This window comes from Exiguobacterium sp. s63 (genome assembly GCF_018617335.1).
In the GTDB taxonomy this organism is placed as follows: domain Bacteria; phylum Bacillota; class Bacilli; order Exiguobacteriales; family Exiguobacteriaceae; genus Exiguobacterium.
Window position 1 is genome coordinate 1,033,181 of record NZ_JACSKB010000001.1, and the last position, 16,906, is coordinate 1,050,086.

Annotated in this window: 18 protein-coding genes; 2 read left to right on the top strand and 16 right to left on the bottom strand. The window is 48.0% G+C overall.

Annotation, left to right across the window (positions count from 1 at the left end; all coding sequences use genetic code 11):
- Positions 1–13: 13 nt before the first annotated feature.
- The 5 genes from KNO90_RS05150 to KNO90_RS05170 all read right to left on the bottom strand — a co-directional run bounded on the left by KNO90_RS05150 (position 14) and on the right by KNO90_RS05170 (position 5,081).
- Positions 14–823 (bottom strand): carbohydrate ABC transporter permease, encoded by an 810-nt coding sequence (locus tag KNO90_RS05150; protein WP_214742064.1) that lies wholly within the window; start codon positions 821–823, stop codon positions 14–16.
- Complete coding sequence (locus KNO90_RS05155) at positions 820–1,725, bottom strand: carbohydrate ABC transporter permease (protein WP_214742065.1); 906 nt, start codon at positions 1,723–1,725, stop codon at positions 820–822. Before KNO90_RS05155 ends, KNO90_RS05150 begins: the two co-directional genes overlap by 4 nt.
- Complete coding sequence (locus KNO90_RS05160) at positions 1,722–2,813, bottom strand: ABC transporter ATP-binding protein (protein WP_214742066.1); 1,092 nt, start codon at positions 2,811–2,813, stop codon at positions 1,722–1,724. Before KNO90_RS05160 ends, KNO90_RS05155 begins: the two co-directional genes overlap by 4 nt.
- Positions 2,810–3,397, bottom strand: a complete 588-nt coding sequence (locus KNO90_RS05165) for a glycerol-3-phosphate responsive antiterminator (RefSeq protein ID WP_483299186.1) — start codon at positions 3,395–3,397, stop codon at positions 2,810–2,812. The genes KNO90_RS05160 and KNO90_RS05165 overlap by 4 nt, the downstream gene beginning before the upstream one ends.
- 202 nt (positions 3,398–3,599) lie before the next feature.
- The gene (locus KNO90_RS05170) at positions 3,600–5,081 is read right to left on the bottom strand and encodes a cryptochrome/photolyase family protein (protein WP_215113169.1); all 1,482 of its coding nucleotides are present in this window, start codon (positions 5,079–5,081) and stop codon (positions 3,600–3,602) included.
- A 64-nt stretch (positions 5,082–5,145) separates the two neighbouring features.
- Here KNO90_RS05170 and KNO90_RS05175 point away from each other — a divergent pair, with 64 nt between their 5' ends.
- Positions 5,146–5,775, top strand: a complete 630-nt coding sequence (locus KNO90_RS05175; protein WP_215113170.1) for a class I SAM-dependent methyltransferase — start codon at positions 5,146–5,148, stop codon at positions 5,773–5,775.
- Positions 5,776–5,882: 107 nt separating this feature from the next.
- Here the strand turns inward: KNO90_RS05175 and KNO90_RS05180 are convergent, their stop codons facing one another.
- The 7 genes from KNO90_RS05180 to KNO90_RS05210 form a co-directional block, all read right to left on the bottom strand.
- Positions 5,883–6,821, bottom strand: a complete 939-nt coding sequence (locus KNO90_RS05180) for a sensor domain-containing diguanylate cyclase (protein WP_215113171.1) — start codon at positions 6,819–6,821, stop codon at positions 5,883–5,885.
- Between the two features lie 143 nt (positions 6,822–6,964).
- Positions 6,965–7,243 carry a hypothetical protein gene (locus KNO90_RS05185; RefSeq protein WP_214742070.1) on the bottom strand — a complete coding sequence of 93 codons (279 nt, stop codon included), beginning with the start codon at positions 7,241–7,243 and terminating at the stop codon, positions 6,965–6,967.
- A gap of 57 nt (positions 7,244–7,300) precedes the next feature.
- Positions 7,301–8,350, bottom strand: coding sequence for a C45 family autoproteolytic acyltransferase/hydrolase (locus KNO90_RS05190; RefSeq protein ID WP_214742071.1), 1,050 nt, complete (start codon positions 8,348–8,350; stop codon positions 7,301–7,303).
- A gap of 63 nt (positions 8,351–8,413) precedes the next feature.
- Positions 8,414–10,150, bottom strand: coding sequence for a methyl-accepting chemotaxis protein (locus tag KNO90_RS05195; protein WP_215113172.1), 1,737 nt, complete (start codon positions 10,148–10,150; stop codon positions 8,414–8,416).
- A 94-nt stretch (positions 10,151–10,244) separates the two neighbouring features.
- Positions 10,245–10,700, bottom strand: a complete 456-nt coding sequence (locus KNO90_RS05200; RefSeq protein ID WP_214742073.1) for a hypothetical protein — start codon at positions 10,698–10,700, stop codon at positions 10,245–10,247.
- 11 nt (positions 10,701–10,711) lie between these two features.
- Entirely contained in the window at positions 10,712–11,134 is a 423-nt protein-coding gene (gene fabZ, locus KNO90_RS05205; protein ID WP_031422282.1) for a 3-hydroxyacyl-ACP dehydratase FabZ, read from the bottom strand.
- Positions 11,135–11,147: 13 nt separating this feature from the next.
- Positions 11,148–11,408 (bottom strand): DNA-directed RNA polymerase subunit beta, encoded by a 261-nt coding sequence (locus KNO90_RS05210; protein ID WP_026825107.1) that lies wholly within the window; start codon positions 11,406–11,408, stop codon positions 11,148–11,150.
- A 194-nt stretch (positions 11,409–11,602) separates the two neighbouring features.
- On the opposite strand from KNO90_RS05210, the gene mscL reads away from it, so the two are divergent.
- Complete coding sequence (gene mscL / locus KNO90_RS05215; protein WP_214742074.1) at positions 11,603–11,980, top strand: large conductance mechanosensitive channel protein MscL; 378 nt, start codon at positions 11,603–11,605, stop codon at positions 11,978–11,980.
- A 19-nt stretch (positions 11,981–11,999) separates the two neighbouring features.
- Here mscL and KNO90_RS05220 read toward each other — a convergent pair whose 3' ends face one another.
- From KNO90_RS05220 to KNO90_RS05235, 4 genes are all read right to left on the bottom strand, one after another.
- Positions 12,000–13,103, bottom strand: a complete 1,104-nt coding sequence (locus tag KNO90_RS05220) for a glycerate kinase family protein (RefSeq protein WP_214742075.1) — start codon at positions 13,101–13,103, stop codon at positions 12,000–12,002.
- A gap of 58 nt (positions 13,104–13,161) precedes the next feature.
- The gene (locus tag KNO90_RS05225) at positions 13,162–13,944 is read right to left on the bottom strand and encodes a flagellar hook-basal body protein (RefSeq protein ID WP_214742076.1); all 783 of its coding nucleotides are present in this window, start codon (positions 13,942–13,944) and stop codon (positions 13,162–13,164) included.
- An 11-nt stretch (positions 13,945–13,955) separates the two neighbouring features.
- Positions 13,956–14,729 (bottom strand): flagellar hook-basal body protein, encoded by a 774-nt coding sequence (locus tag KNO90_RS05230; RefSeq protein ID WP_214742077.1) that lies wholly within the window; start codon positions 14,727–14,729, stop codon positions 13,956–13,958.
- Between the two features lie 97 nt (positions 14,730–14,826).
- Positions 14,827–16,782: a HAMP domain-containing sensor histidine kinase gene (locus tag KNO90_RS05235; RefSeq protein ID WP_214742078.1), complete on the bottom strand. Its 1,956-nt coding sequence runs from the start codon at positions 16,780–16,782 to the stop codon at positions 14,827–14,829.
- Positions 16,783–16,906 lie beyond the last annotated feature (124 nt).

Genomic DNA, 16,906 nt, shown 5'->3' on the forward strand with positions numbered 1-16,906 from the left:
TCATATCCCCCTATTATTTGATAGCGCCTTGCGTCAAACCTTCTTGCAGGTGCTTTTGTCCTGCAAACAACAATACGAGTGTCGGAATGATAATCAAGATGACTGCCGCCATGACGACGCCCCAATCCGAAGCGACCTCGTTCGACTGCATCTGTTTGATGCCGATTTGAACCGTCCGCGCCTGTTCCGTATTCGTGACGAGAAGCGGCCATAAGTACATATTCCAAGTCGTTAAAAAGCTATACACCGACAATGTGACGAGCGGTGTCTTCGAGACCGGTAAGACGACGTTCCAAAAGAAACGGAAGCGACTAATCCCAGCAATTTGGGACGCCTCGTACATTTCATACGGAATCGTTTTAAACTGTTGCCGAAGTAAGAATGTCCCGAATGCGAGCGCGAAGAACGGCACCGACAGTCCCCAGACACTATTCAGCCAACCGAGCGACTGAATCGTTAAAAAGTTCGGTACCATCGTCGCTTCCCATGGCACCATCATCGTCGCCAGGAAGAGCATGAAGATGAGCCCTTTTCCTTTAAAGTCGATGAAGACGAACGCGAATGCCGCGAGACTCGACAAGACGACCTGTCCAATCATCACGAGGAGCGCCACAATCAGACTGTTGAGCAGGTACGTCATCATCGGGATGCGCTCGAACGCGGCCACATAGTTTTCAAATGAAGGCTCACGCGGGAGCAGATGTCCCTGAAGCACTTCCTTCCCGTCCATCAGACTAATTGAAAACGCATAGGCGATCGGAAACAGCATGACGACGGCGCTCAAGACGAGTAAGACATATACGCCAACATTCCGTAGTCTCATTGGTAATGCACCTTCCTTTCGACCAATTTAAATTGGAGCCATGTCAACAAAAGGACGGCGATAAATAAGAGCACGGCCTGTGCACTGGCGCTGCCGACGTTATAGTTGATGAACGCATCTTTGTAAATGGCATAGACGATGACATTCGTCGCATTCGTCGGTCCACCTTTCGTCAATAAATCAATCTGCCCGAACGTCTGGAAGGCATTGATGAGCGAGATGATCCCGACGAAGAAGAGTGTCGGTGACAACATCGGGATGGTGATGGCGCGGAGCTGTGTCCAATAGCTCGTCCCAGCAATGTCCGCACTCTCATACAACGTTCGGTCAATGTTTTGCAGACCACCGAGTAGAATCAAGAACGTGAAGCCGATGTTCATCCAAACGGTCGCAAGTGACACGGAAAGGAGCGCATACTGTGGATCGAGGAGCCACTGCACGCCGCTCGCACCAATTGCCTCGAGGAATCGGTTGAAGATACCGATTGACGGATTGTACATGAACATCCAAATGACAGATGATGCCGCGACGCTCATCCCCATCGTCGCCGAGAACGCCGTCCGAAAGATGCCAATACCCTTCAGTTTCTCATTGGCAAGGAGTGCGAGACCGAGCGCGATGAGAATTGTGAGCGGGACCGTCAAGAGGACGAAGCCGACCGTCGCTTGGATGCTTTGCCAAAACGCGGCACTTGTGAACAGATGGCTATAGTGACCGACTCCTACAAATTCGAGTGGTGTCCCTTGCGTGTCCGTCCGAAAGAAACTTAAGTACATCGTCCGAAGAAGCGGATAGACGAGAAAGACACCGAATAAGATGATGGACGGGGACAAATACAACAGCCCGCTCACCGCATCCGTCAATCTCGCTCGAACTTTTTGTCTCGGTAAAGCGACCGTCATTGGAACACCTCCAACGCCTCAAACAGCTTCGGCTGTCGTGGCTCGATGCGATGCCCGTTCGTATCAAATAGCGACATCTGTTTCGGATCCACATAACACGCCACTTTTTCGCCGACCGTAAGCGGCCATTGTCCCGGCCATTTCGCCAACCATTCATTTCCTCCGACATCGAAGGCGAGAATCGTTTCGGTCCCGAGCACCTCGATGTTTTTCAACTCTGCATAAAATGTCACATCTTCGTCCGCCGGTTTAATTTGTTCTGGACGGACACCAAGTGTCGCCTGTGGTACTTCCGTCAAGGCATTTGGGTGGAATATGCGACCGTCCGATGCCATCCAGCCTTTTTCTTGTCGTGTGACCTCGACTAGGTTCATTGGAGGCGACCCGATGAAAGAAGCGACGAACGTGTTCGCCGGTTTGTTATATAAGTCGAGCGGCTTTCCGACTTGTTGGACTTCGCCTTCATTGAGAAGCATGATCCGGTCCGCCATCGTCATCGCCTCGACTTGGTCGTGAGTGACATAAATCATCGTCAGTCCGAGTTTTCGTTGTAACTGGCGAATCTCTGAGCGCATCTTTGCCCGTAATTTCGCGTCCAAGTTCGAAAGTGGCTCATCCATCAGACAAATCGGTGCCTCGGTCACGATGGCCCGTGCCAAAGCGACACGTTGTCTTTGACCACCCGATAACTCACGTGGCTTCCGTTTTAAATAATCGGTAAGTCCAAGTGTCTCGGCCGCCTGGAGGCAACGCTCTCGCTGTTCAAGCTTCGTCAGTCCTTTCGTATGTAGACCGAACGTGATATTTTTTTCAACCGTCATATGTGGGTAGAGGGCATAGTTTTGGAATACCATCGACAAGTGACGCTCACTCGGCTTCATCCCGTTGGCCGCTACCCCATCGATACGAAGCGTGCCGCTTGTGATGGATTCGAGCCCGGCAATCATCCGAAGCATCGTACTCTTCCCGCAACCGGATGGTCCGACGAGTGCGAAAAATTCACCTGCTTCAATTGTCACGTCAATCCCTCGAATGACTTCCGTCTCCCCGAATGATTTTGTCAGTTGTTGTAACTGTATTGATTTCATGCTAATTCCTCCTTCTGACTTTGTACGTTCCAAAGTCGTTCATCCCCGGTCGATACGGCGAATGCCCCATGATCGAGGGCGCGATGCACATCAATCGGTTGACGAATCATGCCACCCGTCACAATCGGAAAGGAGACTTCCTGGGAAATCTTCTCGACCACGCTCGGAATCAGACCCGGCATGAGTTCAATCGCATCCGGTTGTTGCGCCTCGGCGAGCTTGAGCCCACTCGTGACAGCATCGGAGTCGACGAGAAAGAGTCGTTGTACCGTCAAGAGCCCCGCTCGCTTCGCATGCTGGAGCACGGATGCTTTCGTCGTGACAATCCCATCGGCGCCGACACGTTTGGCGAGGTAATCGATCCCGTCCCGGTCGAGGCTGATCCCATTGATTCGCTCGGCGTGGAGGAAGACCGTTCGATTCTCTCGCTTCAAGTGCGCCACATAGCGGTCGAGTGTACTGAGCGTTCCCATCATGAGAAACGTCGTCGTCACATCCGTCCGTAAAAACGCCTCGATTTGTTTTGGACTTTTGATGGAGGCAATCATCCGTTCTTGTCCGATTCGTGCAATCGCTTCATTCACTTGAATCATCCTTTCTTGAAAAAAAAGGACCAACAGAAACGACACGTCATCGACGTACGGGCTTCTGTTGGTCTCTCAAAGGTTCTACCGGTAACTATTCACTTGGAGTGAGGGGGTCTCACAGCTCCTATCGTAACGAACGATTGTAAAGACACGATAAAGGAATCGCAAAGTTTCATGAAGAGAACGTAAAAAAACCGATTCACGGGGAATCGGTCAACGTCTGTTCGGCTTTCGCTAAGATGTCGGCTTTCACGTCATCATCCCGTCCCCGCCAATTGCGGACCATCATCTTCATCCGCTGGTTTTTCGAGAATCGTTCTTCGTGACGATCGATGAACCGCCAATAGAGGGCGTTGAACGGACAGGCGTCGTCTTCTGTCGTATGTTTTGGGTTGTATGGGCAACCCCGACAGTAGTCACTCATCCGGTCGATATATTTCCCGGAAGCGACATACGGTTTTGTGGCGAGCTTTCCACCGTCCGCATGAAGGGCCATCCCAAGAACGTTCGGTAAGACGACCCAGTCATAGGCATCGATATACATCTCGTTGAACCAGTCGCTCGTCTGCTTCGGATTAATCTCGAAAAGGGTCGCATAGTTTCCGAGTACCATCAGTCGCTGGATATGATGATTGTGAGCATGCGCGACGACCGGTTTCAAACTTTGATGCAGACAGTTCAACTCCGTCTTCGCATCCCAGAAGAAGGACGGTAAGTCGCGTTCATGTTTGAACGTGTTCACGTCTTCATAACCGGGCATGACAGCGAGATAGACGGCGCGCATATATTCCCGCCAACCAAGGATTTGCCGGACGAATCCTTCAATCGACGATAGAGGGGCGTCGGCCTGACATGCCGCATCAACGACTTCTCGCGGTGTCAATAGACCGATATTGATGGCAGCCGACAACAGGCTGTGCGACATCTCCGGCTCATCCGTCATCATCGCATCTTGATACGGACCGAACGACTCAAGTCGTTCTTCCACGAACCGTTTCAGGGCACGTCTTGCCTCGGAATGGGTGACCGGCCAGTGAAATGGGGTTGATTCCCCCGGATGATCCGAGAATGTCGACTCGACCTTTTCGATGACGTCTTTCGTGATGGGATCCGGACGAAAATGGATGGCGGACGGAAACGATAGACCTTCTTTCGGCGGCTTTCGGTTATCCGCATCGAATGACCATTTCCCACCTTGAGGCTTCCCATCTTCGAGCAAGACATCGAATCGTTTCCGCATGTGACGATAAAAACGATCCATTCGCCACGGCTCACTGCCGAGTGTCTCGGTCGCTTCTTCTTTTGATAAGTAGAAGAGCGGGACATCCGTATGTTCGACCAGTTTATACTTCTTCCCGAATTGTTTCAGTTTTTTCGCCATCGGTTCATCCGTGACGGCGGTGACATGAATTTCGTCCGGATTGTACTGTTTCACATGGTTGTCCCATGCCTCTTGGAACGAATCCGCCTCATGGTAATCCACAGTATATCCTTTTTTGCGCAGTTCTTCCGCAAAGTGGCGCATCGCAGAGAAGATGAGGACGAGCTTTTGTTTATGGTACGGACGCCATGTTGCGCGTGATGTCGCCTCAATCATAACGATGACGTCATCTTCCTTCATATCCTTCAGCATCGCAAGCTCGTGCGAGAGTTGATTGCCGAGTATCCAAAATGAATGCATGTTGTTGACTCCTTTATCTCATCAATATGCTACAATCAAGCTACTTTCAAAGTGAGGTGATGATATGCTCCCACACGTGTTCAAAAACTGGGTGGACAGTCAGTATGAAAATCCACGCGGTCCCGTCGGAAAATATATCGGGGAAAAGATGGTGCGCCAACATCGCATCGAAGTCGAGTGGACAATCGAGCAGTTACAGATGCATCCAAATGCCACCGTTCTCGAGCTCGGATGTGGGGCCGGTGATGCTTTGGCGACGATTCGCCATAAACGTGATGATGTGTCCGTGATTGGGCTCGATCGTTCAAAGACAATCATTCATTCAGCGCGAAAACGAAATGACGCATCTATTCAAACAGGACGTGCTCATTTCATTCAAGGAGATTTGCATCAACTTGAAGTGGCAGACGTATCCGCCAATCACGTGTTTAGCATTCACACGCTATATTTTTGGGAAGAGATCACGACCGTCCTGTCTGAAATCGAACGTGTCTTGAAACCGAATGGTACATTCGTTATCACGTACTGCGATGGAAAAGGCGATGTCGAGTGGACCAGCATTTCCGATATGGTTCAGGATCGATTTATTCCCGAAGCAATCAACCTCGGATTTGAGGATGTGTCGGTACAACGCGGACCGGACTCCCGTGATTATCATACGGTCGCCGTGATGGGGCATAAACCAAATCTTTAATTATTACCCGTTTTTCATTCGATTCTTTCACGACAATCGGTTCCTTGTTGCTGAATGCAAAAACAGAGGCTAAACCAATGACAATCCATCGGTTTAGCCTATTGGTGTTATTGATCAAATTGATATGTGTTCTTCCCGCTCGCTTTCGAACGATACAGCGCAACGTCTGCTTCTTTCAACAATCGACTAAGTTCAGGCTGAACGTCAGGTTCATATTGAACAATTCCAATGCTCGCTGACAACGGGAGATGGTCATCCCATTCTTTCAATACAGACAAGATTTGCGTGGCATACTCAATCATGACCTCTTTTGACAGAGCGTGTGCGATTTTGATTAAAAATTCATCTCCACCTAAGCGATACACTTTTGAATCAGGAATCGGCTCCGACAAACGTCTCAGACGAAGCGCCACTTCTTTCAAGACAAGGTCTCCTTCATCATGACCGAATGTGTCATTCACATATTTAAACCCATCTAAATCGATGAGGAACATTGCCCCTCCTTGATTCGAATTCGTCTCAAAGTAGTTATACAAGTAATGGCGGTTATAAAGGTCCGTCAATTCATCCCGTGAGGCACGACGTTCGAGTTCTAAATAATAACTAAACATACGAACCACGCGCTTTAACAAGCGGACACTTTTTGAATCGTACTGAGCACTTTTGTGATTGGCGACACAAAGCGTACCGAAAATATCCCCGTTCTTCGTCAGGATTGGGATTCCCAGATACGATTTGATGTTCACTTCGCGTAGTAACGATTGTAGTCTTTTTGACTCGATTTGTTCTTCGATATCTTCATACATTAAGACTTCTCGCTGATTGAAATCAATTCGATTGCACACGGTATCTTTCAAATCAAAAGACATACCTTCTTCAAGTAGGATGGGAGTATCCTGTGACGACAGTTTGAGGATATGCTGGACGTCATTCTCAATTGACGTAAGGTAGACTAGTTTATCTGGTACAATCTCTTTTGCTAACTCAATCAAATCAATCGCGAGTTCATCAAAATTTCGATACATTTGAAACTCATATGAGTGCATATGGCACCTCCACGCTAAAAATCATCCATATTCATTATATCGAACTCTTTCATCATTTCCTTTACCACCATCGAACAATACAAAAAAATACCTCAGACGTCGGATTAGAACCACTACGTCATGAGGCATTTCATATAATCAAACTATCCCCGACTTCTCCGTGTCAACGTCAATCCGCCAAATCCACTGATGACGGCAATGTAAAATCCTAAATCATAGAACCAGCCGGTATTGTTCACTTCATACACGCGGTACGTTTCATTGAACAATCCTAAAATGAGTGACACCGGCGCAATCCATCCGTGCCAGATGCCCCAGAAAAAGCCTGCCGGATCCGTCGTGTACGTCCCGTCTCCGGGTACACAGCCGCCGAGTAATGTGACGAGCGTCAACATCATGAATATGATTCCAATTCGTTTCATCGTTCATCCCTCCTGTAATGTGTATTCCCGATTATCGAAAAAAAGCACTGACAAACGTCAGCGCCACAATTGAACCGTGTTCGCAAACTCGATATCTGTTGCCAGTTCTCCATCAAGTGCATGGAGGTCGAAGTCTTCCCCATCGAGCCATTTTTGGAAGTCGAATATGACCGGATCGCGGTCTCCGCCTAGCGCGAACCACGTCTCGAGCGTTTCCGGGAAATAGGCTGCTGTATGAATCGTCCCCGCCCAGCTCTTGTACAATTCTGAAAAGACGCCTTTGTCGGTGTCGTTCATGAGACGAAACGCGCTCTCCGCATCTTGAATCAAGTGTTGCACGACCTTGATTTCCATCATGCGACGCGTGGAATCATCAAGATGATAGCGATTCTCGTGCTGCAGTAGTTCGAAATGATTTGTACATATATTTGATTCTCGTACTTGTATATCTCGTGGTGTCGCCTCAATCACGCGTGTTTTCGACGACTTGTCATGAACGACATACGTGAATGATCCACGATGCGGAATCTCTTTTAATAAGTCGACTGCTTCTTCCACGGTCGCGCACGTTTCAAGAATAATGCGACCAATCATCTGGCAGACGAACCCGTCCCCCGGTCGACGACGATTGATAAAGTTATAGCCCATGGCGAGCCCTTTTTCATTCATCCCGTCCATACGTCCGGTGACGCGAGAGACCGGTCCGATGACCGCATACCCATCCTCAGGTTGAAACACGTTGTAGCGACCGTCATATGTCATCGGATGATAGTCGTAATTCCGGACAAGGAAATTGTCCCCTGTCAAAATCGAACATCCACTGATTGGATTGTTGACGCGAAAATGTCCGAAATGAAGTAACGTATCATTGAGAGACAACTTCAGCTCATCTTGTAATCCAATCAACTCTTCCCAAATCTTCGGGGCGAATTCATCAAAGGCAGCTTTCGCCTCTACCGCATCAATCTCAAATCGGGGGACGCGCAGTTTCCATTGGTCCGTCCGATTCTCGAGCAATTGGCTTCGTTTAATATATTTCCCTTGAAATCGTCCGAAGTCATAATGACTCCCCCGAAATTGTGTCAGTTCACTAGAGAATTGTTGCATGAAAAAACCTCCCTTGCGCCCATTATAGCGGACGCACGAGAGGTCTGTCTGAAGTGAGACTGTTTATAACTTGAACTGTTGACTCATTCGCTGCATGTCTTCTGCCGTGCTCGATAAATCTTTAACGAGACGGTTCATCGTTTCGCTCGTCGCCGACATCTGTTCTGTCGAAGCGGCCACTTCCTCGTTTCCGGCCGTACTCTCTTCTGAGATTGAGGCGATTTCAGACAATCCATGTTGAATGTGGTCCTGGTTCGTCTTCACTCGATCGAGTTGACCGCGCATCGAACCCGTCAACTGTTGCATATGACGAACGCTCTGTTCAATTTCCGTGAAGGCTCGCTTCGTCGATTCGAGTGTTGCTTTGCCTTCCTCTGCAGCCGCCATACTTTCTGTGAAGGTTTGACCGAGTGCAATCGAATTCTGTTTGACGCTTCCGACGATTTCTGAAATTTCACTGACGGACTCGGCAACACTGTCCGAAAGTTTGCGAATCTCCGAGGCGACGACCGCAAATCCTTTTCCATGCTCGCCGGCACGGGCAGCTTCGATTGCTGCGTTCAAAGCAAGCAAGTTTGTCTGTTGTGAGATTTGACGAATCATTGTGACCAGTTCCGTCACTTCGTCCGCTTGCTGTTCAAAATCGCGCACTTGTCCTTGTGATGTTTTCACTTGCGCATGGATATGTGTCATCTTGTGTACGGCATTCTCCATGTAATGGAGACCGTCCATCGTCACCCGACTGACGACTTCTGCCTGCTCGCTCACTTGTTCCCCGTCTGACGTCGTCTGTTCGACGAGACTCGAGAATTCGTTCATATGTTCGTACAAGCGCATCGTCAAGACGCTTTGGTTTTCCACGCCACTTGCGATTTCTTCCATCGTATAGGCGATTTGACGAGATGCATCATTCACCTCTTCTGAAATACCCGAGACGTTCCCACTCTCATCCCGTACCGTTTGTGCCGACGTTTGAATTCCGGAAATCAAATCTTTTAACATATGGGTCATCTTGTCCATCGAGACCGTTAGGCGTTTAATTTCGTCATTTGATTTCAATCGAATGCTTTCAACCTCTGTTGTCGCAGTCGCCAAGTCTCCTGCAGCAATCGATGTCGCCACTCGCTCCAGTGATCGGAGTGGATTCAACTTCCAACCGAGGTAGCGCCAAATGATAACTGCGGATACGGCAAGTAAAATGAGAAGTCCGATCAGGATTGGAATCAAGTTATCTTTTAAAACCTGTCCTGTAATGGCTTCGACTTCAGTCGCGGCCTTGTCAACGCCGAGCACCCCAATAATTTCACCGCCACGTTTAATCGGAACAAGAACGGTTACGTATTTTCCAAATTCGGGATCATCAATGATATCTGTCGTGACCGTTCCCCCTTGAAATGCAGCGGTCGCACCTTCATATGTCATCGCTGTAGTGGGGGAACCAATCTCGGCGGCTTCCGCTTCATCTAATCCGTCTACGATAATTTGAACTTCCTTACCTTCCGTTGCGAGCGTATACACGTACATGGCACCAACTTGTTGACGATATGTATCCAATTCTTTTCGCAACTGCTCGTATTGTTCATTCTTTGTCGGATTTTTTATAAATGCTGAATATGTATCCACATCAAATCGTTCAGCAATCCGCTCTCCATCCTCAATCATTGTTGCATGTAGTGTACTTAGTACAGCAGATTTCGTACTAAAATATTGAACCACTCCGAACGCGACGATGAGCAGCGTAACGAAGACTAACATCGCTGCTAAAATTCGTGTCTGCAACGATTGTGATTTCTGTTTCATTCTGATCCCTCCATTTTTTCCTTACTCTATTTATCGGATAGAACGGACTTATCTCCACAAAAAAACAGACGATTTTCGACAAAATCGTCTGTTTCTACTTCGTATTTGTCGAATCGATGACTTCAAGTGGAATCGTGACCTCTGCTTCGCCTTCCTCTACGAGATGGAAGAGTGGCAGAGTTTCGGAGATGAACAAATCGGGATCGACATCTGTTTGATATTCATACGTACGAATATCTTCTTCCCGCTCTGCAATCAGTTCCCCGAACGGAATCGCGACTCGTTCACCTTCGACCTCATAACTCATGACCGTTGTCGGATCGAGACGGCGATTTTCAAGCATACGAATCGTGAAGAGCATCGTCGTGTTGTTCGTCCGTTCAAGTGAGACTGCCATCGCGTCGGACTGCCCAGCCCGTTTCTCAATCATTGTCTCTCCCACGTTTTGCTCATATACAACATTCTCATCGTTCGACTCTTTCGTTTGAAATTGTTGACAGCCCACAATCGTCATTAAGCCGACTAGTAATACAATGACTAAAGCACGCATCCCATTTCTCCTTACTTCAAGGCGAAAGTGAGTTCTGCTTCACAAGCAACTTCTCCATCGACTGTAGCCACGGCACGTCCTTTACCGATTGGACCACGTATTTTCATGATTTCTACCTCGAGGCGAAGCTGATCACCTGGGACGACTTGGCGTTTGAAACGACAGTTGTCAATCCCTGCGAAAAAGGCAAGTTTGCCTCGATTCGATTCGTCTTTCAACATCGCAAAAGCACCGACCTGAGCGAGTGCCTCAACAATCAAGACGCCTGGCATGACGTTATAGTCTGGGAAATGCCCGTTAAAGAACTCTTCGTTCGCCGTGACATTTTTTAATCCGACAGCACGTTTCTTTTCTTCGACTTCAATAATTCGATCAATCAATAGAAACGGGTATCTGTGTGGGATTACTTCTTTAATTTGCTCAATTGTATACATCCATCCACCGCCTTTAAGAGGTTAGCCAAAAATCGGTGATATGGCGCCAGGTTTCGATATCAAACACGTCTTTCCAGTCCCCTCCGCCAATGACGCTATACCCAATGATCGCTCCAAGGGCGAGCATTGCGATTGCCAACACTAAAACAACGAGGACCCGGAGTAAAATCGGGAATCGGCGATGATTTGATAATCGCGATCGTTTTTTCTGCTCCGTCTCTTGTTCTGGTGAACCTTTTTGTTCTTCCGAACTTGTTTGTTCATCGTTCGCCACGTCCAACCATCCTTTCAGCTAAAATGATTATATCATATTAGTACCTGGTATTAAAATGCGTAAATTGCTACCTTTTTAGTGTACCCTATGCACAAATGTCGAACAAGCATCCTTCCCTGACAGAAGCTGAACGATTTTTTCCTTTCATCATAAATATGCTACGCTTATGCTATTCAATGTCAGGAGGTTTGTATATGTTAAAAGAATTTAAAAAATTCGCGATGCGCGGGAATGTCATCGATCTCGCTATCGCTGTCGTACTCGGTGCGGCGTTCACAGCCATCGTGAACTCGCTCGTCAATGATATTTTTATGCCGCTTCTCGGAATCATTATCGGAGGAATTGATTTTTCGAACTTAAAAGCGAGCGTGCTTGGAGTGGACGTCTTATACGGGAACTTCATCCAACAGATTGTATCGTTCATCTTGATTGCTTTTGCCCTCTTCCTAATCGTCAAGGTCATCAATCGTCTACAACGTGAGAAGGAAGTGGAAGAAGCTGCTATTCCGACTCCAACGAAAGAAGAGCAACTGTTGACGGAGATTCGTGATTTATTAAAAAATCGTTCTTGATGAACACGAAAGCGCCCGACTATTGTCGAGGCGCCTTTTCAATGACATGACGTACGCGTTGGACCGCACTCGTCAGTAACGGAGCAGCTTCCCAAATTGCTTCTTCTAACGTCATAATGCGTGATACGATCGGGAATATTGCGATGATTCCGGATTCTAGATGAGAGGTGAAGTCAGACTGTCCGGTGAAAACAAGTGTCGGAACTCCATGCGTATGCGCAAGCCGTGCCAAGCCATAAGGAGCCTTTCCTTCAAGACTCTGCACATCAAATTTTCCTTCACCGGTGATGAGCCAATCTGCACTCTTGATTTGTTCTTCAAATTTAGACCACCTGACCACTTCTTCGATGCCACTCACATAGGTTGCGCCAAGCTGCAATAGCGCAAAGCCGATACCGCCAGCTGCCCCGGCCCCACGTACTGCTCGCATATCCCGTTCAAAACAATTCGCATAGTCATGAAGGATGCGGTCATAAGGCACTGTATCGTTCGTTGCCAATCCTTTCTGCCCTCCGAATACGAACGCCGCCCCGTTCTCTCCAGTTAACGGATTTCGTACATCGGATGCGATTCGCCACTCGACCTCACGTACCCTCGGATCGAGTCCCGACCAATCAATGGATCTTACGTCTTGAAGTTGATGCGGGATGGAAGGGGTGATACTCCCGAATGCATCAAGAAAACGAACCCCTAGCACTTCAAGCATCCCTTTTCCACCATCAATCGTTCCGCTTCCCCCGAGTCCGATTGTGACGACCTTCGCTCCGCGGTTTAACGCCTGTATCATCTGATGACCCACTCCGACTGAACTGTAGCGCCACGGGTCGACATGGGAGATGAGCGTTAGTCCTGTCGTTTCTGCCACTTCGATGACCGCATGCCGCGTTGACGGATTGAAACCGAAACGTGCAACGCGTTTTGTTCCGTCCAAGCACATGACGTTTTCTTCTATGACGGTCCCATCCGCATGCATCACAAGCCAGGCGTCCAAAAAACCTTCTCCCCCATCAGAAATCGGAATGCACGTTACGTCATGACCTATAAGTGCTCGACTGACCGCTTGATTGGCTTCCCCACTCGAAAGTGAGCCTTTGAATGAATCCATCGCGACCACAATCCGCATCGCCCGTTCCCCTCCTTACTATAAAAAAGCCGCTTCTCGACTTGAGAAGCGGTATGCGTTATGGTCGTAATGCCGTGACGAGGCCCATCATTTGATCACTCATCGAAAGAGCACGTGAGTTCATTTGATACGCTCGTTGCGTAATCGTCATATCCGTCATTTCTTTTGTCAAATCGACGTTAGACGATTCTAGTGTCCCTTCAATCAACAGATTTCCGAGCGGACGATCCACTTCGGTCTCCAAATCCGCTGCAAACACGTTATCTCCGAGTGGACGTAATTCCGACGTGTTTCGGACTTCCACGATGTCGAGACGTCCGAACTCTTGTTCCACGCCGTTCACACTCGCCACGACGACACCGTCTTGACGAATCCGATGATTCGTTGCGTCATTCGGCATCGTGATCGGATTGCCGTTATCCCCAAGAAGCGGATTACCGTTCACATCGACGAGCGTCGTCTCGTCACCGACCGATAATTGCATGTTTCCGCTTCGTGTCACCCCAACGCCATTCGGTGTGTCCACGACGAAAAATTGACGGCTCGCCTTCAAAAAGACGTCCAATCCGCGATCGGTCGTACGCACTTGTCCGATGTTGAACTGTTGGGTGATATCGGCGACGTGTCCACCGACTCCGATTCGAATTCCGTTCGGTGTGTCTCGTCCGACTTCAAATTCAGGGCGTGGTTGATTGTTATACGCTTGTGATAGCAGAGAAGCAAAGTTCCCTTGTTGGCGCTTGAAGCCGACCGTATCAACGTTCGCGATGTTATGACCGGTCACATCCAATTGACGTTGAAGTTGCGACAGCGAGTTGACCGAGTTATAAATGGACTGCATGGTGTTCCTCCTTAACGAATACGAGCGATTTCGATTGCTCGCTCGGCACTTTTATCATACGCTTGGACGACTTTTTGATTCGCTTCAAACTGACGATACGTCATCATCAAATCTGCCATCGTCTGATCGAGGTTGACGTTCGCTTCTTCAATAAATCCTTGTAGTACTTCGACCTGGGCCGGTGCCGGCGCATCCCCCGTCACACGCCAGTCATTCCCGACTTGTTCAAGCGTCGTCAAGTCATCGATTTGATAAGCGCCGAGTGTCGCCACATTTTGTCCGAGAGAAGTGATGGTCCCATCTTTTCCTACTTGAAACTCACTCGATGGAAGTTGAATTCGTTCTCCTTCATCAGAAAGGATATAGCCGCCGTCCGCAGAACGAAGGAAGAGCGCCTCATCGATTGAGAAGCGTCCGTTTGTCGTATATAACGTTTCGTCGCCTTGTTCGACTGCAAACATCGGGGCTCCCGCAAAATCAGTGGGCGCCTTTAAGTAAATATCGGTCGGGCTACCAGATTCAGTGATACTTCCAGCTGAGAAACGAGGCATTGTTTCTTGAAGATAAACACCCATCGATAAAGTTCCTACTTCTCCCTTCACGCGCGATTTCGCGTTATCCGGATTGCTGACTTGTGCGAGCAGCATCTCTGGGAACGAACGAACCACGCCGTCAGACGCTTTGAAGCCTGGTGTTCTCACATTACCAAGGTTATTGCTCAAAATCTCTTGTTGGCGCTGCAGGGCATTCATCGCTCCAGCTGCTGTATATAATCCGCGTAGCATAATCGTCTTCCTTTCATCCTGTAACATGATTCACTCTCTATATCGTACCAAACGAGCGTGACATTCACCGTTTTTTCAAAAAAAGTTCATCCCAAAATTAGGATGAACTTTCTTCGTTGACATGATCGACCATCGGTAACTCGACAATCATCGTCGTTCCTTCTCCAAGTTGAGATTGAACAGAGATGGTACCACCGTGCAATTGAACGATTTCTTTACAGATCGCTAATCCTAATCCGGTTCCACCGATGCGTTTACTTTCTTCCGAGGCCGAACGATAAAACTTATCAAAGATTCGCGTCGCATCTTCTTCCGAAAGACCTAACCCTTCGTCCGTGATTCCGACTCGAATCGAATCACCTTCACACGTGACATCGACCGTCACATTCCCACCGTTTGGTGAATATTTGATGGCATTGTTCAGGATATTTGAGAAGACTTGACGCAATTGGGCCGGATCTCCTGCGACGAATAGCGATTCGTCACAATCAAAATGGAAGAAATGATGTTCCGTCGACCCTGCATGAATCTCTAGCAAGTCAGATAGTAAATCATACAAACTCTCCACTTTAAATTCCGGTGCTCCCATCCCTGCCTCCATTTTTTGAACATCTAACAAATCACTGACAAGGCGCTCGAGACGTTTCGTCTCACTCGCAATCATGTCTAAATAGCGTTCTCGTTTCGCGTTCTCCAATTGACGGCTTTTGAGTAGTTCTGAAAAACCGAGAATCGAGGTAAGAGGCGTCCGCAGTTCATGAGATACTGTCGCCACAAGTTCTGTTTTCATCCGATTGATTTCTGTTTCCTGGGTAATATCTCGTGACACGAAGATGACACCTGCGCGTTCATTTTGAAGATCAATCGGTTCTGCATACATTCGAATCGTTTTCTGACCATCCTGCATCGTATACGTGAATGTTTCGTCGAACATGCCTTCTTCTTTGGCACGCTTCGTGAACTGATTTAGTCCCTCTTTGTCGTCAATCTGATCCATGAACATCGGATAATACATCGCAATCGGGTATAAACTGCTCCGTTCAGTTGTTGGAATCGGATGTTCATATAAGTCAAAGAGCGCACTGTTACCAAAACGTTCATTCGTCTTGAGTTCCGTGTAGACGATAGAGTCACGCATCGTATGCAAAATTCGGGCGGTCTTCTCACGTTCGAGATCTACTTGATCTTGTTGATTCCGAAGTGAAGTTGCCATCTCGTTAAATGCTTTGGATAATTGCCCGACTTCATTTTTTAACGGTTTGATTGGAATGAGCGTTGCGCTAGGGTTACTCGCAAGCCGCTCACTGTTCATCATGAGTGTCTGTAATTGATTTGTCAGTCTTAGGATATAAGGCTGTAATCCCACAAACAGCAAGAAGAGTGCCCCGAGTAGGATCAACAACCACATCCACTGGGCCTTCACTAACTGTTTCGAGAGCGCATCGCGTAATTCACTCTCCTGAAAATCAAGATTTTGTCGGTAGTCAGTAAAGACCGATTCCATATCGACGATGCTCGCACTCATATCCGCCGCACTACTTGAATTTAGTTTGAATCGCGTCTGTGTGGACGTTTCATTTTTCGGCATGAATTGTCCGACGGTACGCATCTGTAGAAAAGATTCATCAATCTCTCCCGCTTGTTTTGCAATCACGTATTGTTCAAGAGCCGGCATGACACGGGTCGTGTATATCGAGAAGAGAAGTCTCGCATCTTTTGCGAACTGTGTCTCGTCTTCGTTGCTGGCTTGTGTTTCAAACCAGGTCGTCTGTTCATCAATGTTCGTTTGAGCTGCTCGTACTTCTTCTAATAGAGCACTTTCTCCCAGCAGGACGTGCCCTCGTAATTCATATTGCATCGATTGCCACGTTTCAAACAAGTCTGTCGCCCGTGCACGTTGCTCACTGATTCGTTCTAATTGGACGGTCGTCTCTTGAATCGACTGTTGGGTATAAAAATAGGTCCCAACCGAGGTAAACGTCACTAAAGCAATCAATATATAAAAAATCGTCAAGACTTGTCGACTAATTCGTTGCTCAATCCAACGTTTCATGGAATGCCTTCTTCCTTCACTCTTAGAATGCCTCACCTCGTACGGTGAATGACTTTTTCTGTTCAAACAAAAAAAGTTCGGGTACGATGATGAGACGGAGAGTCACTTCAAAAAATCCATTCAC